The organism is Citreicoccus inhibens (genome assembly GCF_019039035.1).
GTDB lineage: Bacteria > Myxococcota > Myxococcia > Myxococcales > Myxococcaceae > Citreicoccus > Citreicoccus inhibens.
This window is the reverse complement of sequence record NZ_JAHNZT010000003.1, coordinates 352,188-375,529: the sequence shown is the minus strand read 5'-3', so window position 1 is coordinate 375,529 and position 23,342 is coordinate 352,188. Positions and strand designations below refer to the sequence as shown.

Sequence of the window (23,342 nt, the reverse complement as noted above, 5' to 3'; positions counted from 1 at the left end):
CGCGCGCCCGAGGGCTGTGGCGTCTGGCGCCACATGTGCGGGCGGACTCAGCGGGTATCCCCGCGAGAGGGGGGGGCGGGTGCGGGCTGGCCCATCCCGTGCTTGCGCCTCAGCCCATTCCCTTTCCCTTCCACCCTGGAGGAGGGCCCATGCCCGTCCGGTTCCGTGATTCCCTGATGCGCGGCGCGCTGTCGCTGCTGCTGGCCCTGGCCGCCTGTGGACCGACCGCGCCGAGCGAGGCCGAGGCCGAACTGGGCACCCAGCGGGCGGACATCCGCATCGCGAACTCGTTGTCCACGGACGCGCTCGTCCTCAACGCCATCTCCACGAACCCGCAGGCCAACGCGATGTTGTCCACGGACTCGCTGAAGGCCCTGTTCGACCCCCTCACGGGGGCGCAGTACCTGCGCGTGCAGCTGCGCGACCCGGACGCGCAGAAGTTCATGGAGTACCTGGTGAGCTGCGCGCTGCCGCAGGGGCATGACATCCCCTGGTATGACCCGCTGACGTCCACCACGCGCTGGTGGAAGGGCAAGGCGGGCCTGTGTCCGACGTGGGAGACCCAGTCGCCCTCCACGGCGTGTCTGCGGCGCGTGTCCGGCTGTATCCTCGCGCGCAACAACGCGCTGGGCCGGCGCGTGGAGCTGTCCATGCGCGGCGAGGTCGCGTCGCTGACGGGTGGGGGCTTCCCGCTGGAGCCGGTGACCGCGCCGGCCGAGTACGACCCGGACACGGCGCAGAAGCTGTCCAGCTTCTCGGCCTGCGCGACGGCCACCCAGGGGGTGTCGCGCGACTGTGGCTGGAGGGGCGACGCGGTGGGCCGGTGCCAGCCGGGGGCCACGGTGTCGGTGGGCGCGGGTGGCGCGGCGGCGTGCCCAGGCCCGGCGCTGGGGGCGAGCACGGGCACCCGCATGGTGCTGCGCGTCTGTGAAGGCCCGGTGGGGTGCGACGAGAACACGAACCGGTTCATCGACGAGAGCGAGGGGAGCTGCTCGGGGAGTGATCCGGTGGTCACCTTCGAGTGCCCGAGCAACGGCTACTTCAGCGTGATGACGGGGCCTTGGGACAGCGGGGCGGCGGGGCTGACGGCGGTGGTGGCCAGCTCGGCCGCGCCCGTGCAGTACGGCCTCTCTGAAGCCCAGGTCTATTCGGTCCGCGAGGGCGCCTTCTACGGCAACCTGTTCGTCCCCAAGGCGCTGGCCACCAAGGTGGAGGTGGTGGTGCACCGCCAGGGGGACCAGGTCTCCTACGAAGTGGTGGGCGACGACGCCGTCGTCCCAGGCGCCATCTACAAGCAGATGTTCTCCTGTTACGACCCGTCGTGGGTGAACGGGGCGGCGTACTCCACGCATCGGGTGTGCGCGCTGCCGGCGTCTGGCGCCAACTGCGCCACCACGGTGGTGGGGCCGTGCTGGGGCAACTCGGAGACCTCCGCGGGCAAGTGTGCGTCGCAGGATGGCTCGATGGTGGTGGGCGATGGTGACTTCGAGCAATGCCGGGACATCAACAACGCGGTATGGAAGGAGCCGGTGACCACCTTCCTCCACATGCCGTGCGACCCCACCTCGACCAGCCCGGGCGCCGAGCTGTGCAAGCGGGTGGCGAACAAGAGGGGCTCGAAGTAGCGCATGGCCCCTCCCGGGGAAGAGGCGCTGTACGGCGAGGAGCTGCGCCCCGGCGCGCTCGTGGGCCCGTGGGTGGTGGTGGCCGTGCACGCCGCCGGGCCGGTCTCCTCGCTGTACCGTGCGCGGCACGTGCAGGACGGCACGCCCGCCGCGCTGAAGGTGCTGCATTCCCACGCGTCGCTCGCGCCGCTCGCCTTGCGGCGCTTCCGCCGGGAGGCGGCGACGCTCCAGCGACTGCGCCACCCGCACATCGTCGAGGTGCGCGGCCACGGCACCCTGGCGGATGGGCGCCCCTTCATCGCCATGGAGTGGTTGGAGGGACGGGACCTCGCGGCGGAGCTGGCCCAGCGAGGGCCGCTGTCCCCGCGTGAAGCGCTGGAGGTGATGGAGCAGGTGGGCTCGGCGCTGCGCGAGGCGCACGCGGCCGGCGTCGTCCACCGTGACCTCAAGCCGCAGAACGTGGTGCGCCTGGCCGGGAGCGGGGAGTCGCCTCGGGTGAAGCTGGTGGACTTTGGCGTGGCCAAGGGCCTGCGTCCGGGCGCTCCGGGGAACTCCACGCTGACCCACACTGGCACGGCGATGGGCACGCCGCTGTCCATGGCCCCTGAGCAAGTGCGCGGCGAGGTGCCCGACACGCGCACGGACCTCTACGCGCTCGGCGTGCTCCTCTTCCAACTCGTCACGGGGCAGCCACCGTTTCCGGGCCCCACGCGACACGAAGTCGAGGAGCAGCACCTGCACGCGCCGCCGCCTCGCCCCAGCGAGCGCGCGCCCGTGCCCGCCGCGTTGGACGCGGTGGTGCTGCGGTGTCTGCGCAAGCGCCGCGAGGAGCGCTACCCGGACGTGGATGCGTTGATGGAGGACCTGCGCGGCGCGGTGCGAGGCACGTCCGCGCGCGATGCGCCCGAGCACGCGGTGGCGCTGTACGCCGAGGGCTGCGCGCAGGCGCTCGAATCCGCCGAGTCGCTCGACGCGCTCGATGCCGCCCTGGAGCGAGCGCTCCGGTTGGCGCGTGACGCGGGCCTGGACGCGCGGCTGGAAGGCTGCGGCTGTCTGCTCGCGATGGCCGCGCTGCCCGAGGACATGGATGCGGCACGTGAACTCCGCGCCCGGGTGCTGGACGCGGCGCGCACGTTGGCGAACCTGCCCGTCCCGCTGAGCCTCACCGTGCACGTGGCGGGGCGCTCCACCGAGGGCGGGCTGGCGCGCTTGCCGGACTGGGTGGAGCCGTCCGGGTCCGCCGGCGTGGTGGCCAGCGGCGCGGCGCTGCGCGGCCTGGAGGACGGGCTCTTGCTCGAGCCCGTCCGTGGCCGGGAGGACCGGTGGCGCGTGGGCGCCCGCGGCTGACCCTCAGGGCTTGATGCCGTGGCGGCGCAGCAGCCGGTACAGGTGCACCCGGTCCATGCCCGCGGTGACCGCGGCCTGCGCGACCTTGCCCGGGTACTTCTCCAGCAGCGCTTGCAGGTAGCGGCGCTCGAACGCATCCACCATGTGGCGGCGCTGCTCGGCGTAGGGGCGCGAGGGGTCCACCTCCACCGGCCCCGCGTGGTGTGGCTCCTCGTCGGAGAGGGCCACGGTGTCCTCGAAGACGAGGCAGCGCTCCAGGTAGTTGCGCAGCTCGCGCACGTTGCCGGGCCACGCCGCGTGCCGCAGCCGCGCGAGGAACTCCGGGGTGCGCAGGGCCTCGGTGTGCTCCGGCTCCGCGCCCAGGGACTGGAGGAGGCCGTCCACGAGCACCGGCAGGTCCTCGGGGCGCTGGCGCAGCGAGGGCATGGCGATGCGCAGCACCGCCAACCGGAAGAAGAGGTCCGAGCGGAAGCGGCCCGCGTTCACCTCCGCGCGCAGGTCGCGGTGCGTGGCGGCGATGAGCCGCACATCCACGGGCTGATAGGTGTTGCTGCCCACGCGGCGAATCTCGCGGTTCTCCAGCACGCGCAGCAGCTTGGGCTGCAGCTCCGCGGGCAGCTCGCCAATCTCATCCAGGAAGACGGTGCCACCATCCGCCTCCTCGAAGACGCCCTCGCGCCGGTTCACCGCGCCGGTGAAGGCGCCCTTCTCGTGACCGAACAGCTCGCTCTCCAGGATGTGCGAGGGGATGGCGCCACAGTCCACCACCAGGAAGGGGGCGTCGCGCCGGCGGCTGGCCTGATGCAAGGCGAGCGCGGCCTGGCTCTTGCCCGTGCCCGTCTCACCCTCCAAGAGCACGGTGGTGTCGCGCGCGGCGGCACGCTCCAGCAGGGCGAAGCAGCTGCGCATGGCCACCGAGGCGCCCACCAGCGTGCCGAAGCGCCCCTGCTCGGACAGCGGCAGCCGGTTGTTCTCCGCGCTGAAGTCGAAGCGCACCACCACGCGGCCCAGCCGCAGCAGGCTCCCGCTGCGCAGGATGCCCTCCATCACCTGCACGCCGTCCACGATGACGCCGTTGAGGCTGTCCAGGTCCTTCACCTGCGGGCCGCGCGGGCCAATGCGCACCTCGCAGTGGAAGCGCGACACCGTGGGGTCCTCGATGGCGAAGTCGTTGAGCGGGTGCGAGCCCATCGAGCACGTGTCGCCCGTGGACTCCCACGTGGCGCCCACGCCCGGTCCCTCCATCAACGTCAACCGGAAGCGCCGCACCACCGGCACATCTCCCGGACGTCGTCCCTGCTCATACGGCAGCGTGATGTGGAGCGCCGTGTCTCCTGCTGCCTCCGGTGCCCTGGAGTTCCAGGCTGGCTCAGACTTCAGGTCCAGCACGGAAGACGCGACATGAATTCGATCCGGTGCAGGCATGGCTTTCAAACTATCACGGCTCGAGAAGGGCCGAGTCCGAGAGGCCGGGACCCTGGGACACGTCAGTCCCAGGACCCACGCCAGCGCGAATCGAGCACGACCGCGCGAGGCGTCACCCCGTGCGACAGGCGAGCGCCACGCGGCGTGCGGGCATCACCCGCCAGACTGACGGCCTTCGATTGCGCACAGGAGGATGGCCGCGGCGATGCCGAGGCGGCGATCCAACTGCCCCTGGACGTCCACGGAGTAGTCCAGGTCGATCTTCTGGATGAACGGGTTGAAGTGCTGCTTGAAGGTGAGCACGGGCGCGCCGCCCATATTGCCCACGAACGTCTGGGGCACCAGGTTGGTCAGCAGCCGGCGCACGAGCGCCAGCAGCATGCTGTCCTCCTGGATGGTGCCGACTTCCTTGTCATTCACGTCAAGGATGAGCCACTCGTCGCGCAGCATGGACTTGAGGCCCTTGCGGCGCAGGGCGCCCAGGCGGGTGCCGGTGGCGGAGTCCTGCACGTCATAGGTCGCGCCGAAGTCCAGGATGCTCCGGGCCTTGATGACGAGGACCTCCTCCTGCATGTCCTCGCCGGTATAGACGCGCAGGTCCTCCTTCAGCTTGAACGCCTTCATCTTCGAGTAGAAGGCGAGGTTGCCCATCGCGTCGTAGATGTGGAACGCGCCGCCGAAAATCTTGAAGAACTTCCGGCGAATCATGTAGCGGGTCTGGGCGAAGCGGCCGGCGGCCAGGTTGCTGTGGGGGCGCTGCTGGATGGCGGTAGTCATGATGGCAATGGGTCCTCGGAAAAAACCCACCCTACCTCGACTTGGGGCTTGAGCGTGACTCGCGCGCCTGCGCGCCTGCTAGGGATTCCTGGGCTGCCTGTGCTTCCGGTCCCGGGGGCGACGGCGTCACGGGCCTTTCAGAATCCCATGGACTGAGAGCGCAGGGGCGGCGAGGCGGGTTGGGGTGCCGGGCGTGATAGCTAGGGGGGCGGTGCGGGCCGCGCCTTTTCCTGGGACGCCGCGCACCATGGCCCCGCCGTCTCGAGGACGGCCCAACCCCGATGAGTGACATGACTTCTCGAGCCTCCTGTTCATCCCTGATGGTCGTCGCTTCGTTGCTGGCGCTTCCCGCGGCCGCGGAGGACGCGGCCCGAAACTCGGGCCTCGCGATTGGACTGCGGGGCGCGTATGGCCTTCCCACGGGGACGGCCTTTGAGCCCATCGAGCAGTCTGCCTTTGGGGATGCGCTGGCACCGCAGTTGGATGTGGCCTACTTCTTCAACGGGCAGCTGTCTTTGGGCGGGTACTTCCAGTACGGCGTGTCAATGGGCGGGAACTGCCAGTTTGACAAGAGGTGCTCCGGCAGCGTCATGCGCCTCGGCGTGGACCTGAACTATCACTTCGCTCCCGGGGCGTTCCTGCGGCCGTGGGTGGGGGTGGGCGCGGGCTATGAGCGGATCCAACGGACGTTCAAGACGGACGTGACGCGCATCGAGACATCGCTGGGGGGGTATGAACTGGGGCATCTGAACGCGGGCTTGGACATTCAGCTCAGTCCCTCCGTGTCCGTGGGGCCCTACCTCACGACCACGCTGGCCCAGTATTCGACGGCGACCGTGACGACCGAGGCGCTGGGCATCCCGGGTTCTTCCGAGACCGAGACAGGCGACGTTCCGGACAGCGTCAAGGCGTTGCACCTCTGGGTTCAGCCCGGTGTGCGTCTCCTGTTCCGGCTGTAGCCGCGCTGCTTCGTCGCAGCGGTCCCCGGGGGGAAACGGGCGTCCCGGAGTGAAGGGCGCCCAGTCGCTGGGTGTGGTGTTGGCAGTGCCCTTGCAATGAGGCACTTCGCCGTACCACGGACCTGCGGTTTGAAAGACGGTCCTGCCCCGAGAGTGACATGAACAATCGAGTCTTTTTGTCAGCCGTGATGATGTTTGCCTTGTCATTCGCGCTTCCCGCGGTCGCGGAGGAGTCGGCTCCGCGCTCGGGATTCGCGATGGGTTTGAGAGGCGCGTTGGGTCTTCCCGTGGGGAATGTGGTCATCCTCATCCCTCAGTCGTACGTGGGAAAGACGCTGTCGCCGCAGCTGGATGTGTCGTACTTCTTCAACGAGCAGCTCTCGCTGGGAGGGTACTTCCAGTATGGGGCGTCCCTGAAGGGGAACTGCCCGCCGGGCAGCACGTGCGCTCACTCCCTGATGCGCTTCGGGGTGGACCTGAATTATCAGTTCGCGCCCGTCGCGCGGCTGCGTCCCTGGGTGGGGGTGGGCGCGGGATACGAGATTCTCAATCGGAAGGAAGACGAAGCGGCGACGGACACGCGCCTGACGTATCGGCTCCGGGGATTTGAGCTGGGGCACGCGAACGTGGGGCTCGACTTCCAGCTCAGTCCCTCGATGTCCGTGGGCCCCTACGTCACGGCCGCCATGGCGCAGTACTCCAAGGTGAGCTCGACCTATGGGAGCCGCTCCACCCAGAGCTTCTTCCAGATGGATACGCTGAGCATCCCCAAGGACATGCAGAAGCTGCATGCCTGGCTCCAGCCCGGGCTGCGCCTCCAGTTCCGGGGATAGTGGAGGGGTAGTCCTGGCACGCCTCCCCGCGCTGCCAAAGTGACAAGGGCCGAGCGAGCCGGCGCTCGGGAAGTTGTTCGGTCTGCTTGCGCCCGGCCTGGGGGCGCTGGCGCCTGGGCGACGCGGGGCTCACCCTCAGGGGCAGACATGGGCCCCATGGGAGGAGCCGTATGGCCAGCGCATCGACGCCCGGCGTGGAAACCCTGCAGGAGGCATGGCCTGAGCTGCCATTGGACGCCTGGAAGGACACCTTCGCTACCCTGCATCGCTGGACGCAGGTCATCGGCAAGGTTCAGCTCGCACTGACTCCTCCAGCGAATCACTGGTGGAACGTCACCTTCCGCGTGACGGCGCGTGGACTGCGCTCCGCCTTGATGCCCTCGGGCTTCGGGGCCTTCGAGGTGGACTTCGACTTCGTCGACCATGAGCTGTCCTTCCGCGCCATCAATGGCGAGACTCGCACGCTCGCGCTGGAGGCCCGGTCGGTGGCGGAGTTCTACCGGGATGTCATGGCGACGCTGCGGTCCTTGGGGGTCGAGGTGAGCATCTGGGATGTGCCGGTGGAGATTCCAGATGACACCACGCCGTTCAGTCAGGACCGGCATCACGCCAGCTATGACCCGGAATACGTCCACCGCTGGTGGCTCGCCCTGGTGCAAGCCCATCTGGCGATGACTGAGTTTCGGGCGCGCTTCACGGGCAAGTGCAGCCCCGTGCAGTTCTTCTGGGGGAGCTTCGACCTGGCCGTGACGCGCTTCTCGGGGCGACGTGCTCCCGAGCGCCCGGGCGCGGACCTCGTCACCCTGGAGTCCTACTGCGAGGAGGTGTGCAGCGTGGGCTTCTGGCCGGGCTCGGACGCGACGAAGGGCGCCGCCTTCTACTGCTACGGCGCCCCCGCGCCCGAGGGGTTCTCCGCGGCCCGCGTGCGGCCGGACGCGGCGCGCTACGACACCGGCATCCAGGAGTTCTTGTTGTCCTATGACGACGTCCGGCGCGCGAGCGCGCCCCGCGCCTACCTGCTGGACTTCTTCCAGAGCACCTACGAAGCCTGCGCCGACCTGGGGCATTGGGACCGCAAGCGCTTGGAGCGTCCGCTCATCCTCTCGGAGCGCGATGCCCATGCGGCGCGGGAGTCCGCCCCGCCGTGACTCACGGAAACCGCGCGAGGGCCTGGGCTTCGAACGCGGCCACGTCGCGGTAGTAGCGCTCCACTTCGGCGTGAGTGCCGGGGCGGGTGTACGCCTCGGGCCTCGGGTTCGCGATGACGTCGAGGAGGACCGCCGCGGCGTCCTCGACGCTCTGGGCTCCGGGAATCGCGCGGGAGTCCGGGCCGCCACCACGTGCGTTGACGCCGAACTCGGTGGCGACGAGGCCCGGCATCACCACGCTGACCATGAGGCCCGGGTGGGTGCGCGCCAGCTCCAAGCGCAGGCACGCGCTGAGCGCGTTGAGGGCGTGCTTGGCCGCGCTGTACGCCGAGCGGGGCGGAATCAAAGGCAGGCGCCCCAGCTCGCTGGAGACGTTGACAATCTGTCCCGTTCCCCGCGCCTGGAAGTGGGGCAGCACGGCCTGCATGCCATAGAGCGCGCTGTGGACGTTGTCTCGCCACATTGACTCCAGGTCCTCGTCCGTCAGCTCCGCCACCGAGCGCGAGATGCCATGCCCGGCGTTGTTCACCCAGACGTCGATGCGGCCGAAGCGCTCCAGGGCCCGGTCTCGCAGTCGCTCCACGTCGCCCCGACGCGTGACGTCGGTGACGACGGCGAGCGCCTCGGGGCCGGCGCGGGCGGCCACGGCCTCCAGCTCCGTGCGGCGGCGCGCGGCCAGCACGACCTTCGCGCCTTCTTCGCCACAGCGCCGCGCCAGCTCCGCGCCAATGCCGGCGCTCGCACCCGTGATGACGATGACTCGCTGCTCCATGTCCACTCCCACCTCGAAGGTGGCGCGGAGTGTAGCGTCTGGGGCGGAGGGGGGCTTGACCCGCGTTCACGGTCCCGGGCAGGAAGGGGACCATGGCCGAGCGTCTCGTGTTCCCGCCCATCGTTGAGGGCCTCTTCGTCCGGGGGCTGAATGGCAGGGTGCCGTACGCCCTCAAGGAGCAGCTGCGCAAGGAGGGGCTGGACCTGGACCGCCCCTTGTTGCCGGCGTACCCGCTGGAGGCGTGGATCCGCTGCGTGGCATTGACGGCCAAGGCGCTCCATCCGGGCGAGCCGGACGCGGTGGCGTGGCGCCTCTTGGGAGAGCGCATGATTGACGGCTACCGCGACACGATGGTGGGCCGGGCGCTCCTGGGGGTGCTCAAGCTGTTGGGCACGCGCCGGGTGCTGGGCCGCGCGCAGCACAGCTTCCGCACCGGAAACAACTACACCGAGGTCAAGCTCACCGAGCGGGGCTCCAACACGGTGGACCTCTGGCTGAACGAGCCCGGCATGCTGCGCTACTTCAAGCAAGGGGTCATGCTCGCCACGGCGCGCGCCGCCGGAGGGCCGGCCACGCAGGTGGAGGTGCTCGTGTTCGACGAGGAGACGGTCACCTACCGCATCACCTGGGGCGGCGACGACTTCTAGCGGGCCGCGCTCGGACGTCAGGGCCTTGCCTGGAGCGCTCCGCGTCTGCGACGGTGTGAGGGCTGCCGGGCCGGTGGTACGCGCCGTCATCTGGATGGGGGGAGTCGCATGCGGTCGAGTGAGCGCGCCAACCTGCCGCGCTGGAGGGGGCAGGCCGGGTTCTTCGAGATCTGGTTCGTGGTGGTGTTGGACCTTGGGGGCGATCGCGCCTGGTGGCTGCGCTACACCCTCTTCACGCCGGCCCCGGGAGCGCCGGGCGAGCCTCGGGCCACGGTGTGGGCGGCGGCCTTCGATTGCGCCTCGGATGCCCGGCCCGCGGTGGCGCTCAAGTCCATCCACCCCGTCACGGACTTCGAGGCCTCCACGACGGGGCGCTTCGGCATCCGCATTGGCGAGTCGGAGCTGGCGCCTGGGCGTTGCCATGGCCGCGTGGACTCCGGCGGCCATTCCATTGCGTGGGACCTGCGCTCCTCGCCCGAGGACGCCGTGTCGGTGCGGCGCGAGCCTCGGGGCACCGGCCTGTTGCCGCTGCCTACGCACGTGCACCACTCGCAGGACGATGTGTCCTTCACGGGCACCGTCACGGTGGACGGCCAGCGCTACGACGTGCGCGGCGCGCCCGGATTGCAGAAGCACCTGTGGGGGCGGAGGCGCCTGGAGGAGCTGACGTGGCTGTACTGCCCGCGCTTCCAAGAGGACCCCGAGGCGCGGCTGGAGGCGCTCACCGTGCTGCCCCGGCGAAGCGCGCTGTCGCCTCGGCTGACACCCATCTACCTGCGCACGGCCGACGCACGGCACACGTTTCACGAGGTGCCCGGGCTCCTCTTCTCGCGCATGGAGTCACCGCGCCCCGGTGAGGTTCACTTCCGGACGGCCACGGCCACGGCCGCGATGCGAGGGCGCGCATGGTGCGATCCCCGCACGCTGGTGGGGTACGCCTACCGAGACCCGGAGGGCTGGGACGTGCACGTCGCGCAGAGCGATGTAGCGCGCTGTGAGGTGGAGCTTTTCACGCGGCCGCATCCATTCGCGGCGTGGCGACAGACGGGGCGGTTGACCTCGACGGTGGGCGCGTTGGAGTTCCACGCCCCCGAGAAGCTGGAGCACGTGCGCTACCTGGGCTGGGATGACGCCGCGCTTTCCGAGCCTACGCCGCGCGCGATGGGGGACGTCGGATGAGCCGCGCCCGCTCGGCCGCACCCGCGCTCATGCGCGCGCTCGCCGCGGACCACGCGCCGGGACATACCGAGCCGCTGCGCCTGTCACCGGGGCGCGTGCACGCCTTGGGGCTCACCCATGCGGCCCACCTGCGTGAGACCGGGGGCGAGTCGGGTGGCCCCGCCGTCTTCGCCAAGGAGGCCGCGTCCTTGCTGCGAGAAGGCAGTGAGGTCATGGCCCCGCCGCGCGAAGCGTTGGTGGAGGCGGTGTCGCGGTTGGATGCCACGCTCGCGGCTCGACTCGCGGCGCGCTTCCCCGCGCTGCCGCCGCTCCTGGATTACGAAGTGGAGCTGGGCCTCTTGCTGCTCGAAGACGTGCGAGCGGAGGCGCTCGCGCGGGAGGACTTCGCGCCGCCGGTGGGCTACTTCGTCGCCAATGATGTGACTGCGCGCACGGTGCAGGTGCTGGGCGAGGGACGTCCCGACCGCATGGCCTTCTGGGGCGCGGCGAAGAGCTTCCCGGGCTTCTTGGTGCCAGGGCCCACGTTGTGGGTGCCGGACGTGCCCCAGGTCGATGCCTGCCTGGACGTGACGCTCACCCTCCGCGTCAACGGCGAACTCCGGCAGCGCGGTCGCACGATGGACCTCATCGCGACCCCGCGCGAACTGCTCACCCTCGCGGCCCGCGCCGCACCGGATGGGCTCCTGGCCCGAGGCGACGTGGTGCTCACCGGCACGCCGTCGGGTGTGGCCTTCACGGTGCCCGCCTGGAAGCGCCGGCTCGCGTCACTCTTGCCGGGGCCGCTTGCCCGACTGTCCGCGGCGCTGCGCGCCCACGCGGAGAACCCGCGCATGCTCCGCCCGGGGGATGTGGTGGAGATGGAGGCCGGAGTGTTGGGCCACCACCGCTTCACGGTGACTCAGGCGGGAGCGCTGCGCACCGGCTCGGGCGGTACGTCGCGTGGCGCGGACGCCCTCACCGTCAACGGGGCGCCGGCTGGCCGGTGTTGAACGCCCGCTGCGCTTCGAACGCCCGCTGGTAGGCCGGCCGTGCTTCCCCACGGGCGACATAGGCGACCAGGTTCGGAGCGTCATCCAGGAGGCCCGATGCTCTCAATCGGAGCAGCACCGAGACCATCATCAGGTCTCCTGCGCTGAAGGCCCCGTCGAGCCAGTCGGCATCGCCCAGCCGCGTGGAGAGTTGACTCAGCCGGCCTCGGACGCGCTCCTCCGCCAAAGGCAGACGTGCCTCGTACCAAGGCTTGTCCCGCTCCTGGATTCGCATGTTGGCGAAGTCAAGGATTGGCGGCTCCATCGTGTTGACCGCGGCGAACATCCAGGAGATCGCCCGCGCCCGTGCAGGGGCATCGTCCGGCAGCAGGCCCGCATGGCGCTCCGCGAGGTGGAGCACGATCGACCCCGACTCGAACAGGACGAGGTCGCCTTCCTCATAGGTCGGAATCTGGCCGAAGGGGTGAATCGCCAGATGGGCCGGCTCCTTCATGGCGCGAAACGAAACCGGGCGAACGTCGTAGGGCAGGCCCACTTCCTCGAGCGCCCAGCGGACGCGTGTATCGCGCGCCAGTCCCTTGCCACCATCGGGTGAGCGGTCAAAGGCGGTGAGGGTGATGGTCATCGCGTACCTCCTCCTGGGGGACCATCCTTGGCCGCGGAGTCCCGCCGTCGCAAGAAGACCGAGCGCGGTTGAACGGGGCCGCCAGCGCTTCACCGTGACTCAGGCGGTGGCCTCGAGCGCCTCGCGCATCACGGGGTAGGTGTCCCGCGCCGCGGTGGCCCCCATGAACGTGTCCAGGTGGCCGTAGCCTTCCAGGAGGTGGCGCTGATAGAGGCCCTCGCCGTGCGCCGCGCGCAGCCATGCGCAGGTGCGCTCCGTGGACGTGGGCAGGTACGTCCGGTTGTGCTCCCCGGACACGAAGGTGATGGGCAGGCGCAGGTGCTCGGGATGCAGGTACGTGCGCGGCGTGGTCTGCCCATGGCGGCGCAGGTTCTCCGCGCGCCCGTGGTCGTAGCCCACCGAGTGGCCCGCGCGAGCCATCTGCGCCAGGTGGCGGAACGTCTGGAGATTGCACCGGCCGAACTGTTCATCCAACCGCGCGTGCGTCTCGCGGTTGAGGCGCGCGTGCTGGAACAGGTGCCCGTACATGAACGTGAGGCGATGACACACGGTGCTGTCGCACTCGAGGTGGAGCGCATTGGCCAGCGCCCCGAACGCGGCTTGGAACAAGGGGTGCTGCGCATCCTCGGTGGGAGACAGCGAGTCGAGCCCGATATCCAGCAGCTCGGGCACGCGCATCAGGGACTTGATTTGAGTCACCGGCGGAACGTCCTGGTGCATCGCCACCTGCGAGGCCACCACGGCGCGCACGTCCGGCAACAGGCCCGAGGCCAGCGCCATGAAGAACGTCACCGAGCCCGCGCAGTGCACCACCGCCTGCACGGACGGCGCGCCCGTCATCTGGCGCATCTTCTTCACCGCGGCGGGCATGTCGTTCGCCGCCGCGTCATCGAGCGAGAACTGCGTGAGTGGCATCTCCGTGCTCGCGCGCCAGTCCAAGAGCCACGTGTCGTAGCCATGGCGCACCAGGTGCTGCACGAAGTTCTCCTCGAGGGTGGGCAGCATGAACATGCCGCTCCACACGCCCGCGCCGTGCACCAGCAGCACCGGGCCCTTCGCGCCGCCCCGATAGCGCGTGAGCTGGAGGGGCGAGCCGTCGTCCGCGAAGAAGTCGTGGCGCTCGGGAGAGGGGAGGGAAACCATGGTCTGCTCCATGTCGAAAGAGGTCAGAAGCTCTGCGCCACGGACTCGGCGATCCGCTCCGCCGCCGCGCTGATGGTCATCACCGGATGGAAGCCGATGGCCGTGGGGATGACCGAGCCATCCGCCACGTAGAGGCCCGGGTGATGGAACACCTCGCCCTCGGTGCTCACCACGCCCTGCTCGGGTGACTCGGCCAGGTGCGCTCCGCCCAGCGAGTGCACGGTGATGGGGCGGCGGAAGAGCTGCCACGTGACGAGCGGCACGTACGTGGCGCCGTACTGCGAGGCCAGCTCGTCCATCGCCTCGGAGATGCGCGCGACGAGCGCGGCGTTCTCCCGCGCGAAGTCCCACTCCACGTCCAGGCGGTCCCCCTTGAGGCCCATGCGCCCATTGGCGTTGTCCTGGCCAATGGCGAACAGGTTGCACGCGCCCGCCGCGTTCGCCACGGGGCCCAATGGCTTGCTCAAGAGCCCCTTGGCCAGGGCCTGGTGCAGCAAGGGGCCCAGGCAGGTCCACAGCGGCGCGCCAATGCCTTGGAAGGGGCCGAGCTTCGGCTGCCCCATGCCCGCGAGCACCTCCGTCACGGGCTGGTTGAAGGTGGCCGTCACCAGGGTGAAGCGCGGCTCGGCGTCAAAGAACTTCATCACCGTGGCCACGTCCGGGCCCACCCACGGCTGCAAGTCCTCCCGGGCGTTCTGGAGCGAGCCGAGGAAGTCTCCGTTGCCCGAATACCCATGCCCCAGTCGCGCGCTGACGCGGGGCAGGGTGCGCGCCCGGTCTCGGCTGCGCAGCAGGATCTCCACCGTGCCCAGCGTGCCGGCGGACAGCACCACGCGAGCGCCCTCCACGACGCGCGCCTCGCCCGTGGCCAGGTCGGTGGCGTGCACGCGGTAGCCGCCCGCGACGGGCTCGACGTGGGACACCTGCATGCGCGGCAGGACGGTGGTGCCCAGCGCCTCGGCGCGCGCCAGATAGGTGAGGTCCATCGTGTTCTTCGCGCCGTGCTGACAGCCGAACTCGCATTCGGCGCAGAGCTGACACGGCTTGCGGCCCGGCGCGGAGGCCTCCGTCCAGGACACGGCCTCGGGCGGGTCGAATGTGGGGCGGCCCATGTGGTTCGCGGCGCGCTTGAACGCCTCGCGCTTGGGCAGGTGGAAGGACTCGGGCACGGGCGACAGCCGCAGCTCGCGCGCGACCTTGTCGAAGTAGGGCTCCAGCGCGTCGCGGGTCCAGGTGCGCGGCCAGCGCGGGTCCTGGAACACGACGGCATCCGGGCGCACGTGGATGTTGGCGTAGATGAGCGAGCCTCCGCCCACGCCACTGGCTGTCACCGTGCCAATGCCAGACAGGAAGCGCACGTCGTAGAGGCCCTGGGCGCTCGGCCGGGACGCGTGACGCCACAGCAGGGAGTCCGCCTGCGTGACGTCTCGGGGGAACTGGCCGGGGGGGTAGCGCCGCCCGCGCTCCAGCACCGCCACCGACTTGCCGGCCTGCGCCAGGCGCAGGGCGCTGATGGATCCGCCGAAGCCAGAGCCCACCACCACCACGTCGTACCGCGTTGCCGTCACCACGTCGCGCGTCTCCTATTCCATTCGGGGACGCACGAAGACGTCCCACAGCGAGCCCATGAACATGGCCCCGAAGCGTCGCAGCGCGTCCGCCTGGGTCACGGGGGAGGTGGTGCCGAGCACCTCGAAGGTGGTGACCTGTCGCACGAAGTCCGGCAGATGCAGACGGATGATGCCGCTGGACACCACGGGCCCGCCGCGCAGGTGGCCTCGGCGGATGACGGTGTGGAGCGTGGCGGTGGCCCCCCAGACGTCGAAGGCGCCGTGGTCTCTCACGTCCTTGAAGCCATCCAGCAGATAGGGCTGCCCATCCATCCCGGTGAACGGCAGCAGGTACAACATGCGCCGCTCGTAGAAGCCGGCCGCGTCCACGAAGAGGTTGAAGAGGCCGTGCTCTACCGTCGCGCCCTCGGGCGGGGTGAGGCCGTGCACGTGCACGGTGCCTTGCGCGAGCGCCGCGTGGGTGGGCTCCGCGAGGAATCGGTCCAGGTTGAGCGCGCTGATGGTGACCGTGAAGTCGGCCACGGTGCCCGCGCGTTGGCCCACGCGCTCCGCGCCGGCGTAGTCGTCCACGGGGAGGTGGCCTGGGGCGATGAAGCCCCGCATCCGCTCGGTGAAGCGCAGGCCCACCACCGGGGTGGCAGAGGGCGGGGTGCCCTCCTTGGGAATCACCACGGACGCCATGGGGTCGATGCGGGGCACCACGCGCGGCGGTGTCGCGCGGAGGGCCGAGGTGAACGGCGCGGGGGCGCGCTCGGGCGCGGTCCAGGTCGGAGCCCCGCGCGCCACGCGAATGGCTCGCTCGACGTTGCGCTCGGCCACGGCGGCGATGGTGGAGGATGGATTGACGCCCGTGCTGGCGGGCAGCGCCGCGCCATCGAGCACGTAGAGACCGGGATGGCCGTGAACTTCACCGTCGGGCGTGAGCACGCCGTAGGCGGGCTCCTCGGCCATGGCGCAGCCGCCCAGGTTGTGCACGGACACAGGGATGTGCAGCCGCGACCAGAGCGGGTTGTAGGCCGCGCGTCCGCCCAGGGCCCGGGCCACGTCCTCGCAGAGCTGCTCTTGAGTCCGGTACAGGGGCAGGTTGCCGGGCACGTCCCACTTCACCTTCAGCTCTCGCGTGAGGGGCGCGAGGGACAGCTTGCCGTTGCCCTTGTCGCGGCCCATGGCGAGGAACACGGCCTGGAAGCGGCCCGCCTGGGCGTCGATGGCGGCCAGGTCGCGGGAGCGCAGCCGCAGGGCCTTCACCAACTCGGCCTGAAGCGCGTCCGAGGGCACTGAGGCGTCATGCCCCGGCGCCATGAGGTGCATCAGGCCGGCGATCTGCGACGGGTGGCCGCCCTCCTGGAAGAGGAACCACGTCTTGTCCGCGCCCTGACCCTGGTCCACCACGAGGCTGGTCGTGATGGTGGGGCCCTGAGCGGGGTCCCACATCTCGCGCGTGTCGAAGGCGAACGCGAGGAAGTCTCCATTGGCCGAGTAGCGGCACCCGAGCCGCTCGCTCAGCCGAGGCAGCGTGCCCCAATCATCGCGACAGCGCAGCAGCAACTCGGTGGTGTTGACCGCGCCGGCGCAGAGGAAGACGCGGCGCGCGTCCACGGAGCGCGGCACTCCGCCCGTGGCGTGGTCCGTGTACGTGACGCGATAGCCAAGGGACAGCGGCTCGATGCGGGTGACCTCGGCCTGGGTCGTCACCTCGGCGCCGCGCTGCTCGGCGACGGCGAGGTAGTTGAGGTCCAGCGTGTTCTTCGCGTGGACGTTGCAGCCGATGTCGCACTCGCCGCAGAGGTTGCAGCCCTCTTGCGGGACATTGAACTTGTTGAGGACCGTCTCGCGCGCGGGCGTGAAGTTGACCGCGAGATCGGGGTGGAAGAACTGCGCCTCACGTCCGAGGGAGCGCGCCACCTCGCGCATGCGCCGCGTCTTGATGGGCAGCTCGCCCGCGCGCGCGGTGATGGGCTGGAGGTCCAGCATGTACGCGACCAGGTCGTAGTATGGATCCAACTCGGCGCGGCCGTAGCCCTCGGGCCAGCCCGAGGCGAACGTCTCGGCGGGCGGGCGCAGGTGCACGTTCGCGTAGATGAGCGAGCCGCCGCCGTAACCCGCGGCCTGCACCATGCTCATCCCTGGCATGAGCTTCACGTCGAAGAGGCCCTGCGCGTGTTGCCACAGCCAGCCGTTGAGCGGGTTGGACCAGTCCCGAGGGAAGGAGTTCTTCGGGTAGCGGCGCCCACGCTCCAGCACGCGCACGGACAGGCCCGCCTGGGCCAGCCGGCATGCGGCCACCGCGCCCCCAAAGCCGGTGCCGATGACCAGGCAATCGTACGCGTGCCCCATGTGCCCCCTCGTCCCTTCCCACGTCCGCGTGGCGCGTGTCGTCTCCTACAACGGCCGGCGCCCGAATCCTTGGTCCGGTGCGACGCCAGGGCACATGACGCAGGAGGGCATGCGCCACGTCGCCCGGGATTCCCGGACTTCAGCTGGGCGATGAAGGGAGGTGGCTGGAGGGGCGGAGTGCGCCCGCCGTCCCGTCGGGTCACATCCAAGGCAAGGCCATGACGTCTGGCTGTCAGGCGGGATGACGGCCCGTTCGGGGAGCGGGAGCGAACCCAGCAGCCGCAGGAGAGGAATTCGCCGTTCGGGTATTGGTCGGGCAGCCCTCACTGCCCGACCATGGACAGTGAGGGCGCTGGCCCGCCTGGAGGCGGTGCTCACTCAAGCGTCGGGGGCCTGAATCCCAGTGCATGTCAGGCGCAGCCCGACCTCGGGCGAAGAGTCATTTCTCGTCGTAGAGAGCAATGATGATATGGTTGTACCCGAGAACAGCGACGACCCAGACCTCCTTGAGCTTCTTCCTATTGATGCTCAAGGTGTCAATCCTCGACGAGATCATCGTCCGGGGGAATGGCAGTGGAGTGGGGACCGTCAGAGTGGCGGTTTCGAAGCTGGCGGCGAGCCTCGTGACCTCTAGTCCATCTTGGTCGATGAGGCCGACCGTACCGGAATACGAGCCGACCCGGATGTCGCTCGCATTGGCTCTGGCGTTCAGACGATAGAAGCCAGCCGGAATGCCGGAGTCAGGAGAGTTGAGGTAAACGAAGGCAACATCGACGCCGTCATTGAACCGAGTGGCCGGGATCTGCTCGGAGCCGGCGATGCTGGTGGCGGCGAAGGCGAGGTCCTCCGCCGTCATCGTGACAATCTCCTCCTTGTTGATAGGGATGCCTTTGGCATCGGCTGCCTGGATGAGGTCACTCGACAGATCCATGCAAGCCGACGCAGTCGCCGAACCAGCCGCTCGGGACTGCGGAGCTCCGCCCAAACGGTCTCCGGCCATCGCGGAGCCGGACATGAGAGAAAGAGCCACGCAGAGAGTCGAGAGCTTCAATGAGTCTGTCTTCAAGAGAGGATCCCCGCTCAACAGTTACTGGTTCACTCAAGCGCCGACCACCTCACTCAAGGTGGCGGAGGTTGGCATTGCAATATGCGTGCCAAGTCCGGAAATAAGTGAATAGCCAGTGTGGTCGGGGGGCGGCGAATGGGGCGCCTCGGTCGAACACGTCCCGCTGTGGCACAATCCGCTACTCTTCGGGGCGGGCTGTGACTCTTCCCGTTACGGCGAGAAGGTCCTCCACCGCGCACCCACCCTGAAGGCTGAACCCGCGCACCGCTGCGCCACGGATGTTCTGGGAACGGCCATGGGCGGGTGCACGCTGGCGGTGGGACCGCTCCTCTTACGGCGAGGAGCGGTGTGCGCGGGCTCGGGACTCAGCAGCCGCAGCGGAGCCGCGCGCCCGTCTGGTATTGCCGATCCGTGCAGCTCTGGCCCGTCGGGTTGTAGCAGACGCGGTAGCGGGTCTGCTGCCCGAAGGTGGCGGGCTTGCCCGTGGTCTGCAGGCACTTGCCATCTTCGCAAACGGGGATGAAGCTCGGGTCGGCGTCGTGCTTCTGGCTGTCCTGCGGCTCGCCCGCGACGCAATAGACGCAAAGATAGGCGATGCCACATCCCGTGTCGTTGCCGCAGGAGGTGGAACCGGCGACGTCGACCCAGGGCGAGAACTCGGCACAGGAGTCATAGCCCGGGCAGTTTCCCAGCGCGGCCTTGGATTCCATCACGGAGTCATCGCCCGTCATCGGGGCCTCATCGCTCGCCATCGCGCCGCAGGCGCTCAAGGCCAACACCGCGGTCACCGCCGCCACCGCGCGCAGCAACGTCATTCCTACCTTCATGGGCTGTTCCTTCCTCGTGCCGGCGTGCGCCCCGAGGATGAGGCGTAGCGACACGGGAATTTCAGATTAGGCTCGAATGAGCTTGCCCTATCAAGAGTGCGGTCTGTCGGGCATCCACCACTGTTCGCTCAAGGACAGATGCGGTGGGGCCGTGAGCGGACCGCTCCCCCAGGAGGGGGAGCGGGGACTCGGCGGAGGGCTTCAGCAACCGCAGGCGTGCACTGCGTACTGGTGCTCGTAGTCGGTGCAGCCCTGGCCAGCCTGATTGTAGCAGTAGCGGTAGCGCTCCTGGAGTCCGTACGTGGCGGGCTTGGCCTGGCGGTAGGCGTTGCCGCACGGGCAATCCGGGATGAGGCTCGGGTCGCTGCCAGGCTTCACCTCGGCGGGCGCCTGGCCGCCTCCGATGCAGTAATTGTCACACGCCCACACATAGCCACAGGACCCGGCGACGTCGCAGTAGGCGTTCGCGTTGGTTTCGTACCAGGGGGAGAAGTTGGCGCAGGAGTCATAGCCTGGGCAGCTGCCCAGGCCCGCCTTGGACTCCGTCAAGGACTCGTCCCCGGCCATCGAGGCCTCATCCGACGGCACCGAACCACAGGCGCTCAGGGCCAGCACCGCGGACACCGCCACCACAGCGCGCAGCATCGTGATTCCCAGCTTCATGACCAGCTCCCCCCTTGTGCTCGGCGTCGCTCCGGGAATGGAGCGTCGCCGCACCAGGTGAGACACGCTAAGCAGGATGGGCGCTGGTTCCTCAATCCCTCGGGAGTGTTCAGAATCAATCCCTGTTGGGTAATCAACACAGGCCCTCCCAGAGCGGCAGGTTCGCGCCGCCCCGGGAGAGTAGGCAATGACTGCTCACGCCGAGCGAGCCAGACGGAAGGCGTTCACGTGCTCATGGGCCCACTGCTGGAAGGTGCGCGCCGGCATGCCCGCGATTCGCTCCATGGTGGGGACGTAGGCGGGGCTCTCGAGGCCGCACACGCCCGGGATCATCAACTTCACGGAGTCGTCGTCCGGGGCCTGCTTCGCCAGCTCGGCGAGCGCCTGCGTGTCATTCTGGTCGATGAACGTCAGCTCCCGTCCGAGGGCCACGCTGATGGCGTGAGCCTTCTGCTGCGGCGTGAGCGCCTCGGGTCCGGTGAGCGGGTAGATGGCCCTCGCGTGGCCCGACTCGGTGAGGGCATGGAAGGCCACGTCGGCGATGTCACCGGGGTGGACCGCCACGGAGGGCAGGCCAGAAGTGACGACTCGCACGACGCCCTCGGACTGGATGGTGGGCACCCATGCCATGACATTCGAGGCGAACTCCCAGGGCCGCAGGATCGTCCACTCGAGCCCGCTGTTCCGCACGAACTGCTCGCCCATGAGCGCGCCGCCGCCGGGGAGCGTGTGGGGATGCGTCCCCGCGAGCAGGGACGACACCACCACCACCCGCTTCACCCCCGCGTCGCGCGCCAGGGCGAGCACGGAGGGCAGGTTCACGCGGTTGGCCACGTCACCCGCGGTCATCAACAGGAACAGCGCTTGGGCCCCGTGCAACGCGGGCCGCAGGGACTCCGCCTTCGTCAGGTCGCCGGTCACGACCTCGGTGCCCTCGGGCACCACCGTCCGCTTCGCATCCCTCGTCACGGCCCGCGTGGCGTGGCCCGCTCGCCGCAGATTCCGCACCAGCGCGTTGCCGACACTTCCATTGGCTCCGGTCACGACGAACATGTGCTGCCTCAATGGGAGTCCACGCCCTTCGCCATGAAGGGCCGGTGAGTGACTCCCTTTCGATGGCGTAGAACTAGTCCGGAGGGTCCGGACGAACCATGTGCGAAACTCCGTTTCCTTGGTCCATTCGTCCAGGCCCGGTGGTCATACTTGGAGACTTGGGCGGACACGGGGGCACTTCCCCAGGTCGTCGTGAGGAGGCGGGCGAGGGGCCCTGTCCTGGCGGTCCTCACCGCCGGCAATGTCAGACCTGAAGGGTAGAACTCTCGCATGGCCAGCCGAGAGGGGGCAGCGCCGAAGCGGCGCTCTCGGGCCATCCCATTTCCACGCCATTCCCATACCTGGAGGATTCCATGGCCGCGCGCAATCGTTCTACCGAGGAGACCAAGGCTGCGTTTGATGACATGTCTCGCAAGGTTCGTAACAAGCCTGTCATTCCGGCGAAGGAGCAGGACGCTCGGAATATCCACGCGCGCAGCGTGCTGACGGGCGTGGCGGGGCTCACGGCCGAGTCGGCCGTGAAGAAGGTGACCGAGGCGGGGCTCACCATCAACAAGACGCTCGGCGGCATCAACGAGCAGGTGATTGCGCTCGTGGAGGAGCTGAAGAAGCTGGATGAGGCCATCCGGCTGAAGACCGAGGAGCTGGCGGCCCTGCACGGCCGAGACGTGGCCGCGAGCGCCATCGACGTGCTGGTGGCGGAGTACGATCGCCGCAAGGCGGAGCTGCACGTGGAGTTGGAGCGGATGCAGAAGGAGGCCGCGGAGTCCCGCGCGCGCTTCCAGGCCGAGTTGACGGCGGACCGCGAGGCGGCGGAGGTCGCTCGCAAGCGTTCCGATGAGGCGTATGTCTATGACATCCAGCTCCACCGCAAGAAGGAGCAGGACGCGTTCCAGGAGGTGCTGCGCCAGCAGTCGGCCCAGGAGCGTGACCGCAAGGAGAAGCTGGAGAAGGACTGGGCGACGCGCGAGGAGGCGCTGGCGCTGCGTGAGAAGGAATTGACGGACCTGCGCAAGCAGGTGGCCGACTTCCCGGCGGTGACGAAGCGCGAGGTGGATGCCGCCTCGGCCATTGTCGGCAGCCGGGTGAAGTCGGAGTGGGAGCTGAAGTTCACGCTGGCGCAGAAGGACGCGGAGACGGCGCAGCGCGTGGCGGGGATGGAGGTGTCCTCGCTGAAGGAGACGAACGTACGTCAGGCCGCGGCGCTCCAGGCCCTGCAGGCGGAGTTGGCGGAGGCGAAGCGCCAGGTGCAGACCATCGCTGAGAAGGCGCTGGAGTCCGCCTCGGGAGCCCGCGCGCTGGCGGAGGTCCAGGGCGTCATCGCGAGCCGCGAGTACAGCAAGAACAAGTAGTCGCGCCTCAAGCGTCCTCCTTCGGCGTGGAGGAGGGCGCGGGCCGGGGCCTGCATGGTGGTGGTGCCGCGGATTCCCGTGACCTCCAGGGGATTGGCAACGGGCTCCCTGGTGGAGCCCTCGCTGCTGTGCTGGTCTGGTATTACCTGACGGAACAGCTCCTCGCGGTCTTCTCCGTCCAGGCGCTCGCCGAGAACGCGCTCACGCGGCCCTGAGTCATCACTCCCATCGCGGAGGAGATGAGCGCCAGGTCGTGCTCGCTGAGAGGAATCAAGCCGCCGCGCAGGCGGTAGCCCCAGTTGCGCACGCCCGCTGAGAAATCCAAGACATCCAAGAGCGGGCGGATGTGTGCTCTGGTCGCCTCCACCCAGTTCACGTCTCGGCGGAAGGGGATGAAGCCGCCGCCCATGTCGAAGCGGTAGGGCTCGCCTGTCTTCACGATGCCGAGCGCCGTGAAGGCTTGGAGCGTGTCCTTTCCCTGGAACGTCGCCGTCGGCGAGTAATAGACCACCCGGTCTCCTGGATGGATGCGTCGCAGCGGTGCTCCCTTGCCATGGCAGACCTGCATGAAGCCGCCCTGTCGGCCTCGGAGGACGTGCTCCTCGGAGGCCACCGCCAGCCAGCCCTGACTCACGGCGCCCCCGGCGCGAAGACGCGCAGGCGGTGCCCGTCCGGGTCGAGCGCGACGAAGGTGTGGCCGAAGTCCATCTCGGTGGGCGCCTGGGCGATGGGGAGTCCCCGGCCCTTCCAGTCCGCGTACCACGCACGAACGGTGTCGGCGTCCGGGACGGTGAAGGCCAGCTCGCTGCCGCTCACCGCGCCTTGGGCGGCGGGCGCCACGGTGTGCCTGGCCCAGAGGCCCAGCATGTAGCCGGAGGGCAGGGCGAACATGGCGAAGGTGGGGGAGGCCTCGACGGGCGGCTGGCCCAGGAGGCTCGCGTAGAAGGCGGCGCTGGCGGTGGGGTTGTCGACGTAGAGGAGGATGAAGTTGGGCGTGGCCATGA

22 protein-coding genes are annotated in these 23,342 nt (G+C 69.3%); 9 read left to right on the top strand and 13 right to left on the bottom strand.

Annotated elements, in window-relative coordinates; translation table 11 throughout:
- The first annotated feature begins 149 nt into the window (after positions 1 to 149).
- Positions 150 to 1,625, top strand: coding sequence for a hypothetical protein (locus KRR26_RS06115; RefSeq protein WP_217079332.1), 1,476 nt, complete (start codon positions 150 to 152; stop codon positions 1,623 to 1,625).
- Between the two features lie 3 nt (positions 1,626 to 1,628).
- On the top strand, positions 1,629 to 2,972 hold the full coding sequence (locus tag KRR26_RS06110; protein WP_120201735.1) for a serine/threonine-protein kinase: 1,344 nt from the start codon (positions 1,629 to 1,631) through the stop codon (positions 2,970 to 2,972).
- Between the two features lie 3 nt (positions 2,973 to 2,975).
- On the opposite strand, the gene KRR26_RS06105 is transcribed toward KRR26_RS06110, so the two are convergent.
- Together KRR26_RS06105 and KRR26_RS06100 are read right to left on the bottom strand one after the other, a co-directional pair.
- Complete coding sequence (locus tag KRR26_RS06105; RefSeq protein ID WP_217079331.1) at positions 2,976 to 4,397, bottom strand: sigma 54-interacting transcriptional regulator; 1,422 nt, start codon at positions 4,395 to 4,397, stop codon at positions 2,976 to 2,978.
- Between the two features lie 153 nt (positions 4,398 to 4,550).
- A complete protein-coding gene (locus KRR26_RS06100; RefSeq protein ID WP_120201730.1) occupies positions 4,551 to 5,174 on the bottom strand; it encodes an LURP-one-related/scramblase family protein in 624 nt (207 codons plus the stop codon).
- A 290-nt stretch (positions 5,175 to 5,464) separates the two neighbouring features.
- On the opposite strand from KRR26_RS06100, the gene KRR26_RS06095 reads away from it, so the two are divergent.
- The 3 genes from KRR26_RS06095 (at position 5,465) to KRR26_RS06085 (ending at position 8,114) form a co-directional block, all read left to right on the top strand.
- Positions 5,465 to 6,133 (top strand): hypothetical protein, encoded by a 669-nt coding sequence (locus tag KRR26_RS06095; protein WP_217079330.1) that lies wholly within the window; start codon positions 5,465 to 5,467, stop codon positions 6,131 to 6,133.
- Between the two features lie 287 nt (positions 6,134 to 6,420).
- Positions 6,421 to 6,966 (top strand): hypothetical protein, encoded by a 546-nt coding sequence (locus KRR26_RS06090; protein ID WP_147422858.1) that lies wholly within the window; start codon positions 6,421 to 6,423, stop codon positions 6,964 to 6,966.
- Between the two features lie 170 nt (positions 6,967 to 7,136).
- The gene (locus KRR26_RS06085; protein ID WP_236068324.1) at positions 7,137 to 8,114 is read left to right on the top strand and encodes a DUF5996 family protein; all 978 of its coding nucleotides are present in this window, start codon (positions 7,137 to 7,139) and stop codon (positions 8,112 to 8,114) included.
- A 1-nt stretch (position 8,115) separates the two neighbouring features.
- On the opposite strand, the gene KRR26_RS06080 is transcribed toward KRR26_RS06085, so the two are convergent.
- A complete protein-coding gene (locus KRR26_RS06080) occupies positions 8,116 to 8,886 on the bottom strand; it encodes an SDR family oxidoreductase (RefSeq protein WP_199723643.1) in 771 nt (256 codons plus the stop codon).
- Positions 8,887 to 8,978: 92 nt separating this feature from the next.
- Here KRR26_RS06080 and KRR26_RS06075 point away from each other — a divergent pair, with 92 nt between their 5' ends.
- From KRR26_RS06075 to KRR26_RS06065, 3 genes are all read left to right on the top strand, one after another.
- On the top strand, positions 8,979 to 9,533 hold the full coding sequence (locus KRR26_RS06075; protein WP_120201716.1) for a DUF2378 family protein: 555 nt from the start codon (positions 8,979 to 8,981) through the stop codon (positions 9,531 to 9,533).
- Positions 9,534 to 9,641: 108 nt separating this feature from the next.
- Positions 9,642 to 10,712 (top strand): hypothetical protein, encoded by a 1,071-nt coding sequence (locus KRR26_RS06070; RefSeq protein WP_217079329.1) that lies wholly within the window; start codon positions 9,642 to 9,644, stop codon positions 10,710 to 10,712.
- Complete coding sequence (locus KRR26_RS06065) at positions 10,709 to 11,701, top strand: fumarylacetoacetate hydrolase family protein (protein WP_217079328.1); 993 nt, start codon at positions 10,709 to 10,711, stop codon at positions 11,699 to 11,701. The genes KRR26_RS06070 and KRR26_RS06065 overlap by 4 nt, the downstream gene beginning before the upstream one ends.
- On the opposite strand, the gene KRR26_RS06060 is transcribed toward KRR26_RS06065, so the two are convergent.
- The 8 genes from KRR26_RS06060 to KRR26_RS06025 form a co-directional block, all read right to left on the bottom strand.
- Positions 11,673 to 12,326: a glutathione S-transferase family protein gene (locus tag KRR26_RS06060; RefSeq protein WP_120201709.1), complete on the bottom strand. Its 654-nt coding sequence runs from the start codon at positions 12,324 to 12,326 to the stop codon at positions 11,673 to 11,675. The genes KRR26_RS06065 and KRR26_RS06060 overlap by 29 nt on opposite strands.
- Before the next feature lie 99 nt (positions 12,327 to 12,425).
- On the bottom strand, positions 12,426 to 13,469 hold the full coding sequence (locus tag KRR26_RS06055) for an alpha/beta fold hydrolase (protein WP_120202310.1): 1,044 nt from the start codon (positions 13,467 to 13,469) through the stop codon (positions 12,426 to 12,428).
- A 23-nt stretch (positions 13,470 to 13,492) separates the two neighbouring features.
- On the bottom strand, positions 13,493 to 15,040 hold the full coding sequence (locus tag KRR26_RS37585; RefSeq protein ID WP_217079327.1) for a GMC family oxidoreductase N-terminal domain-containing protein: 1,548 nt from the start codon (positions 15,038 to 15,040) through the stop codon (positions 13,493 to 13,495).
- A gap of 12 nt (positions 15,041 to 15,052) precedes the next feature.
- Positions 15,053 to 17,377: a GMC oxidoreductase gene (locus KRR26_RS06045; RefSeq protein WP_217079326.1), complete on the bottom strand. Its 2,325-nt coding sequence runs from the start codon at positions 17,375 to 17,377 to the stop codon at positions 15,053 to 15,055.
- Positions 17,378 to 17,816: 439 nt separating this feature from the next.
- A complete protein-coding gene (locus KRR26_RS06040) occupies positions 17,817 to 18,308 on the bottom strand; it encodes a hypothetical protein (RefSeq protein WP_120201703.1) in 492 nt (163 codons plus the stop codon).
- Between the two features lie 500 nt (positions 18,309 to 18,808).
- The gene (locus tag KRR26_RS06035) at positions 18,809 to 19,270 is read right to left on the bottom strand and encodes a hypothetical protein (RefSeq protein ID WP_147422857.1); all 462 of its coding nucleotides are present in this window, start codon (positions 19,268 to 19,270) and stop codon (positions 18,809 to 18,811) included.
- 201 nt (positions 19,271 to 19,471) lie between these two features.
- Positions 19,472 to 19,933 (bottom strand): hypothetical protein, encoded by a 462-nt coding sequence (locus KRR26_RS06030; RefSeq protein ID WP_217079325.1) that lies wholly within the window; start codon positions 19,931 to 19,933, stop codon positions 19,472 to 19,474.
- Between the two features lie 195 nt (positions 19,934 to 20,128).
- Positions 20,129 to 20,986 carry an SDR family oxidoreductase gene (locus tag KRR26_RS06025; RefSeq protein WP_217079324.1) on the bottom strand — a complete coding sequence of 286 codons (858 nt, stop codon included), beginning with the start codon at positions 20,984 to 20,986 and terminating at the stop codon, positions 20,129 to 20,131.
- A gap of 353 nt (positions 20,987 to 21,339) precedes the next feature.
- On the opposite strand from KRR26_RS06025, the gene KRR26_RS06020 reads away from it, so the two are divergent.
- Positions 21,340 to 22,338 (top strand): coiled-coil domain-containing protein, encoded by a 999-nt coding sequence (locus KRR26_RS06020; RefSeq protein ID WP_120201695.1) that lies wholly within the window; start codon positions 21,340 to 21,342, stop codon positions 22,336 to 22,338.
- Between the two features lie 142 nt (positions 22,339 to 22,480).
- Here KRR26_RS06020 and KRR26_RS06015 read toward each other — a convergent pair whose 3' ends face one another.
- Together KRR26_RS06015 and KRR26_RS06010 are read right to left on the bottom strand one after the other, a co-directional pair.
- The gene (locus KRR26_RS06015; protein ID WP_217079323.1) at positions 22,481 to 22,972 is read right to left on the bottom strand and encodes an EVE domain-containing protein; all 492 of its coding nucleotides are present in this window, start codon (positions 22,970 to 22,972) and stop codon (positions 22,481 to 22,483) included.
- Positions 22,969 to 23,340 (bottom strand): VOC family protein, encoded by a 372-nt coding sequence (locus KRR26_RS06010; protein WP_120201690.1) that lies wholly within the window; start codon positions 23,338 to 23,340, stop codon positions 22,969 to 22,971. The genes KRR26_RS06015 and KRR26_RS06010 overlap by 4 nt, the downstream gene beginning before the upstream one ends.
- Positions 23,341 to 23,342: the final 2 nt, after the last annotated feature.

Coding starts and splice junctions, on each gene's coding strand:
- KRR26_RS06070 (WP_217079329.1), top strand. CDS start 9,642: ATGCGGTCGAGTGAGCGCGCCAACCTGCCGCGCTGGAGGGGGCAGGCC.
- KRR26_RS06060 (WP_120201709.1), bottom strand. CDS start 12,326: ATGACCATCACCCTCACCGCCTTTGACCGCTCACCCGATGGTGGCAAG.
- KRR26_RS06020 (WP_120201695.1), top strand. CDS start 21,340: ATGGCCGCGCGCAATCGTTCTACCGAGGAGACCAAGGCTGCGTTTGAT.
- KRR26_RS06105 (WP_217079331.1), bottom strand. CDS start 4,397: ATGCCTGCACCGGATCGAATTCATGTCGCGTCTTCCGTGCTGGACCTG.
- KRR26_RS06035 (WP_147422857.1), bottom strand. CDS start 19,270: ATGAAGGTAGGAATGACGTTGCTGCGCGCGGTGGCGGCGGTGACCGCG.
- KRR26_RS06025 (WP_217079324.1), bottom strand. CDS start 20,986: ATGTTCGTCGTGACCGGAGCCAATGGAAGTGTCGGCAACGCGCTGGTG.
- KRR26_RS06045 (WP_217079326.1), bottom strand. CDS start 17,377: ATGGGGCACGCGTACGATTGCCTGGTCATCGGCACCGGCTTTGGGGGC.
- KRR26_RS06030 (WP_217079325.1), bottom strand. CDS start 19,933: ATGAAGCTGGGAATCACGATGCTGCGCGCTGTGGTGGCGGTGTCCGCG.
- KRR26_RS06075 (WP_120201716.1), top strand. CDS start 8,979: ATGGCCGAGCGTCTCGTGTTCCCGCCCATCGTTGAGGGCCTCTTCGTC.
- KRR26_RS06110 (WP_120201735.1), top strand. CDS start 1,629: ATGGCCCCTCCCGGGGAAGAGGCGCTGTACGGCGAGGAGCTGCGCCCC.
- KRR26_RS06040 (WP_120201703.1), bottom strand. CDS start 18,308: ATGGATCTGTCGAGTGACCTCATCCAGGCAGCCGATGCCAAAGGCATC.
- KRR26_RS06010 (WP_120201690.1), bottom strand. CDS start 23,340: ATGGCCACGCCCAACTTCATCCTCCTCTACGTCGACAACCCCACCGCC.
- KRR26_RS06115 (WP_217079332.1), top strand. CDS start 150: ATGCCCGTCCGGTTCCGTGATTCCCTGATGCGCGGCGCGCTGTCGCTG.
- KRR26_RS06095 (WP_217079330.1), top strand. CDS start 5,465: ATGACTTCTCGAGCCTCCTGTTCATCCCTGATGGTCGTCGCTTCGTTG.
- KRR26_RS06065 (WP_217079328.1), top strand. CDS start 10,709: ATGAGCCGCGCCCGCTCGGCCGCACCCGCGCTCATGCGCGCGCTCGCC.
- KRR26_RS06055 (WP_120202310.1), bottom strand. CDS start 13,469: ATGGTTTCCCTCCCCTCTCCCGAGCGCCACGACTTCTTCGCGGACGAC.
- KRR26_RS06080 (WP_199723643.1), bottom strand. CDS start 8,886: ATGGAGCAGCGAGTCATCGTCATCACGGGTGCGAGCGCCGGCATTGGC.
- KRR26_RS06100 (WP_120201730.1), bottom strand. CDS start 5,174: ATGACTACCGCCATCCAGCAGCGCCCCCACAGCAACCTGGCCGCCGGC.
- KRR26_RS06085 (WP_236068324.1), top strand. CDS start 7,137: ATGGCCAGCGCATCGACGCCCGGCGTGGAAACCCTGCAGGAGGCATGG.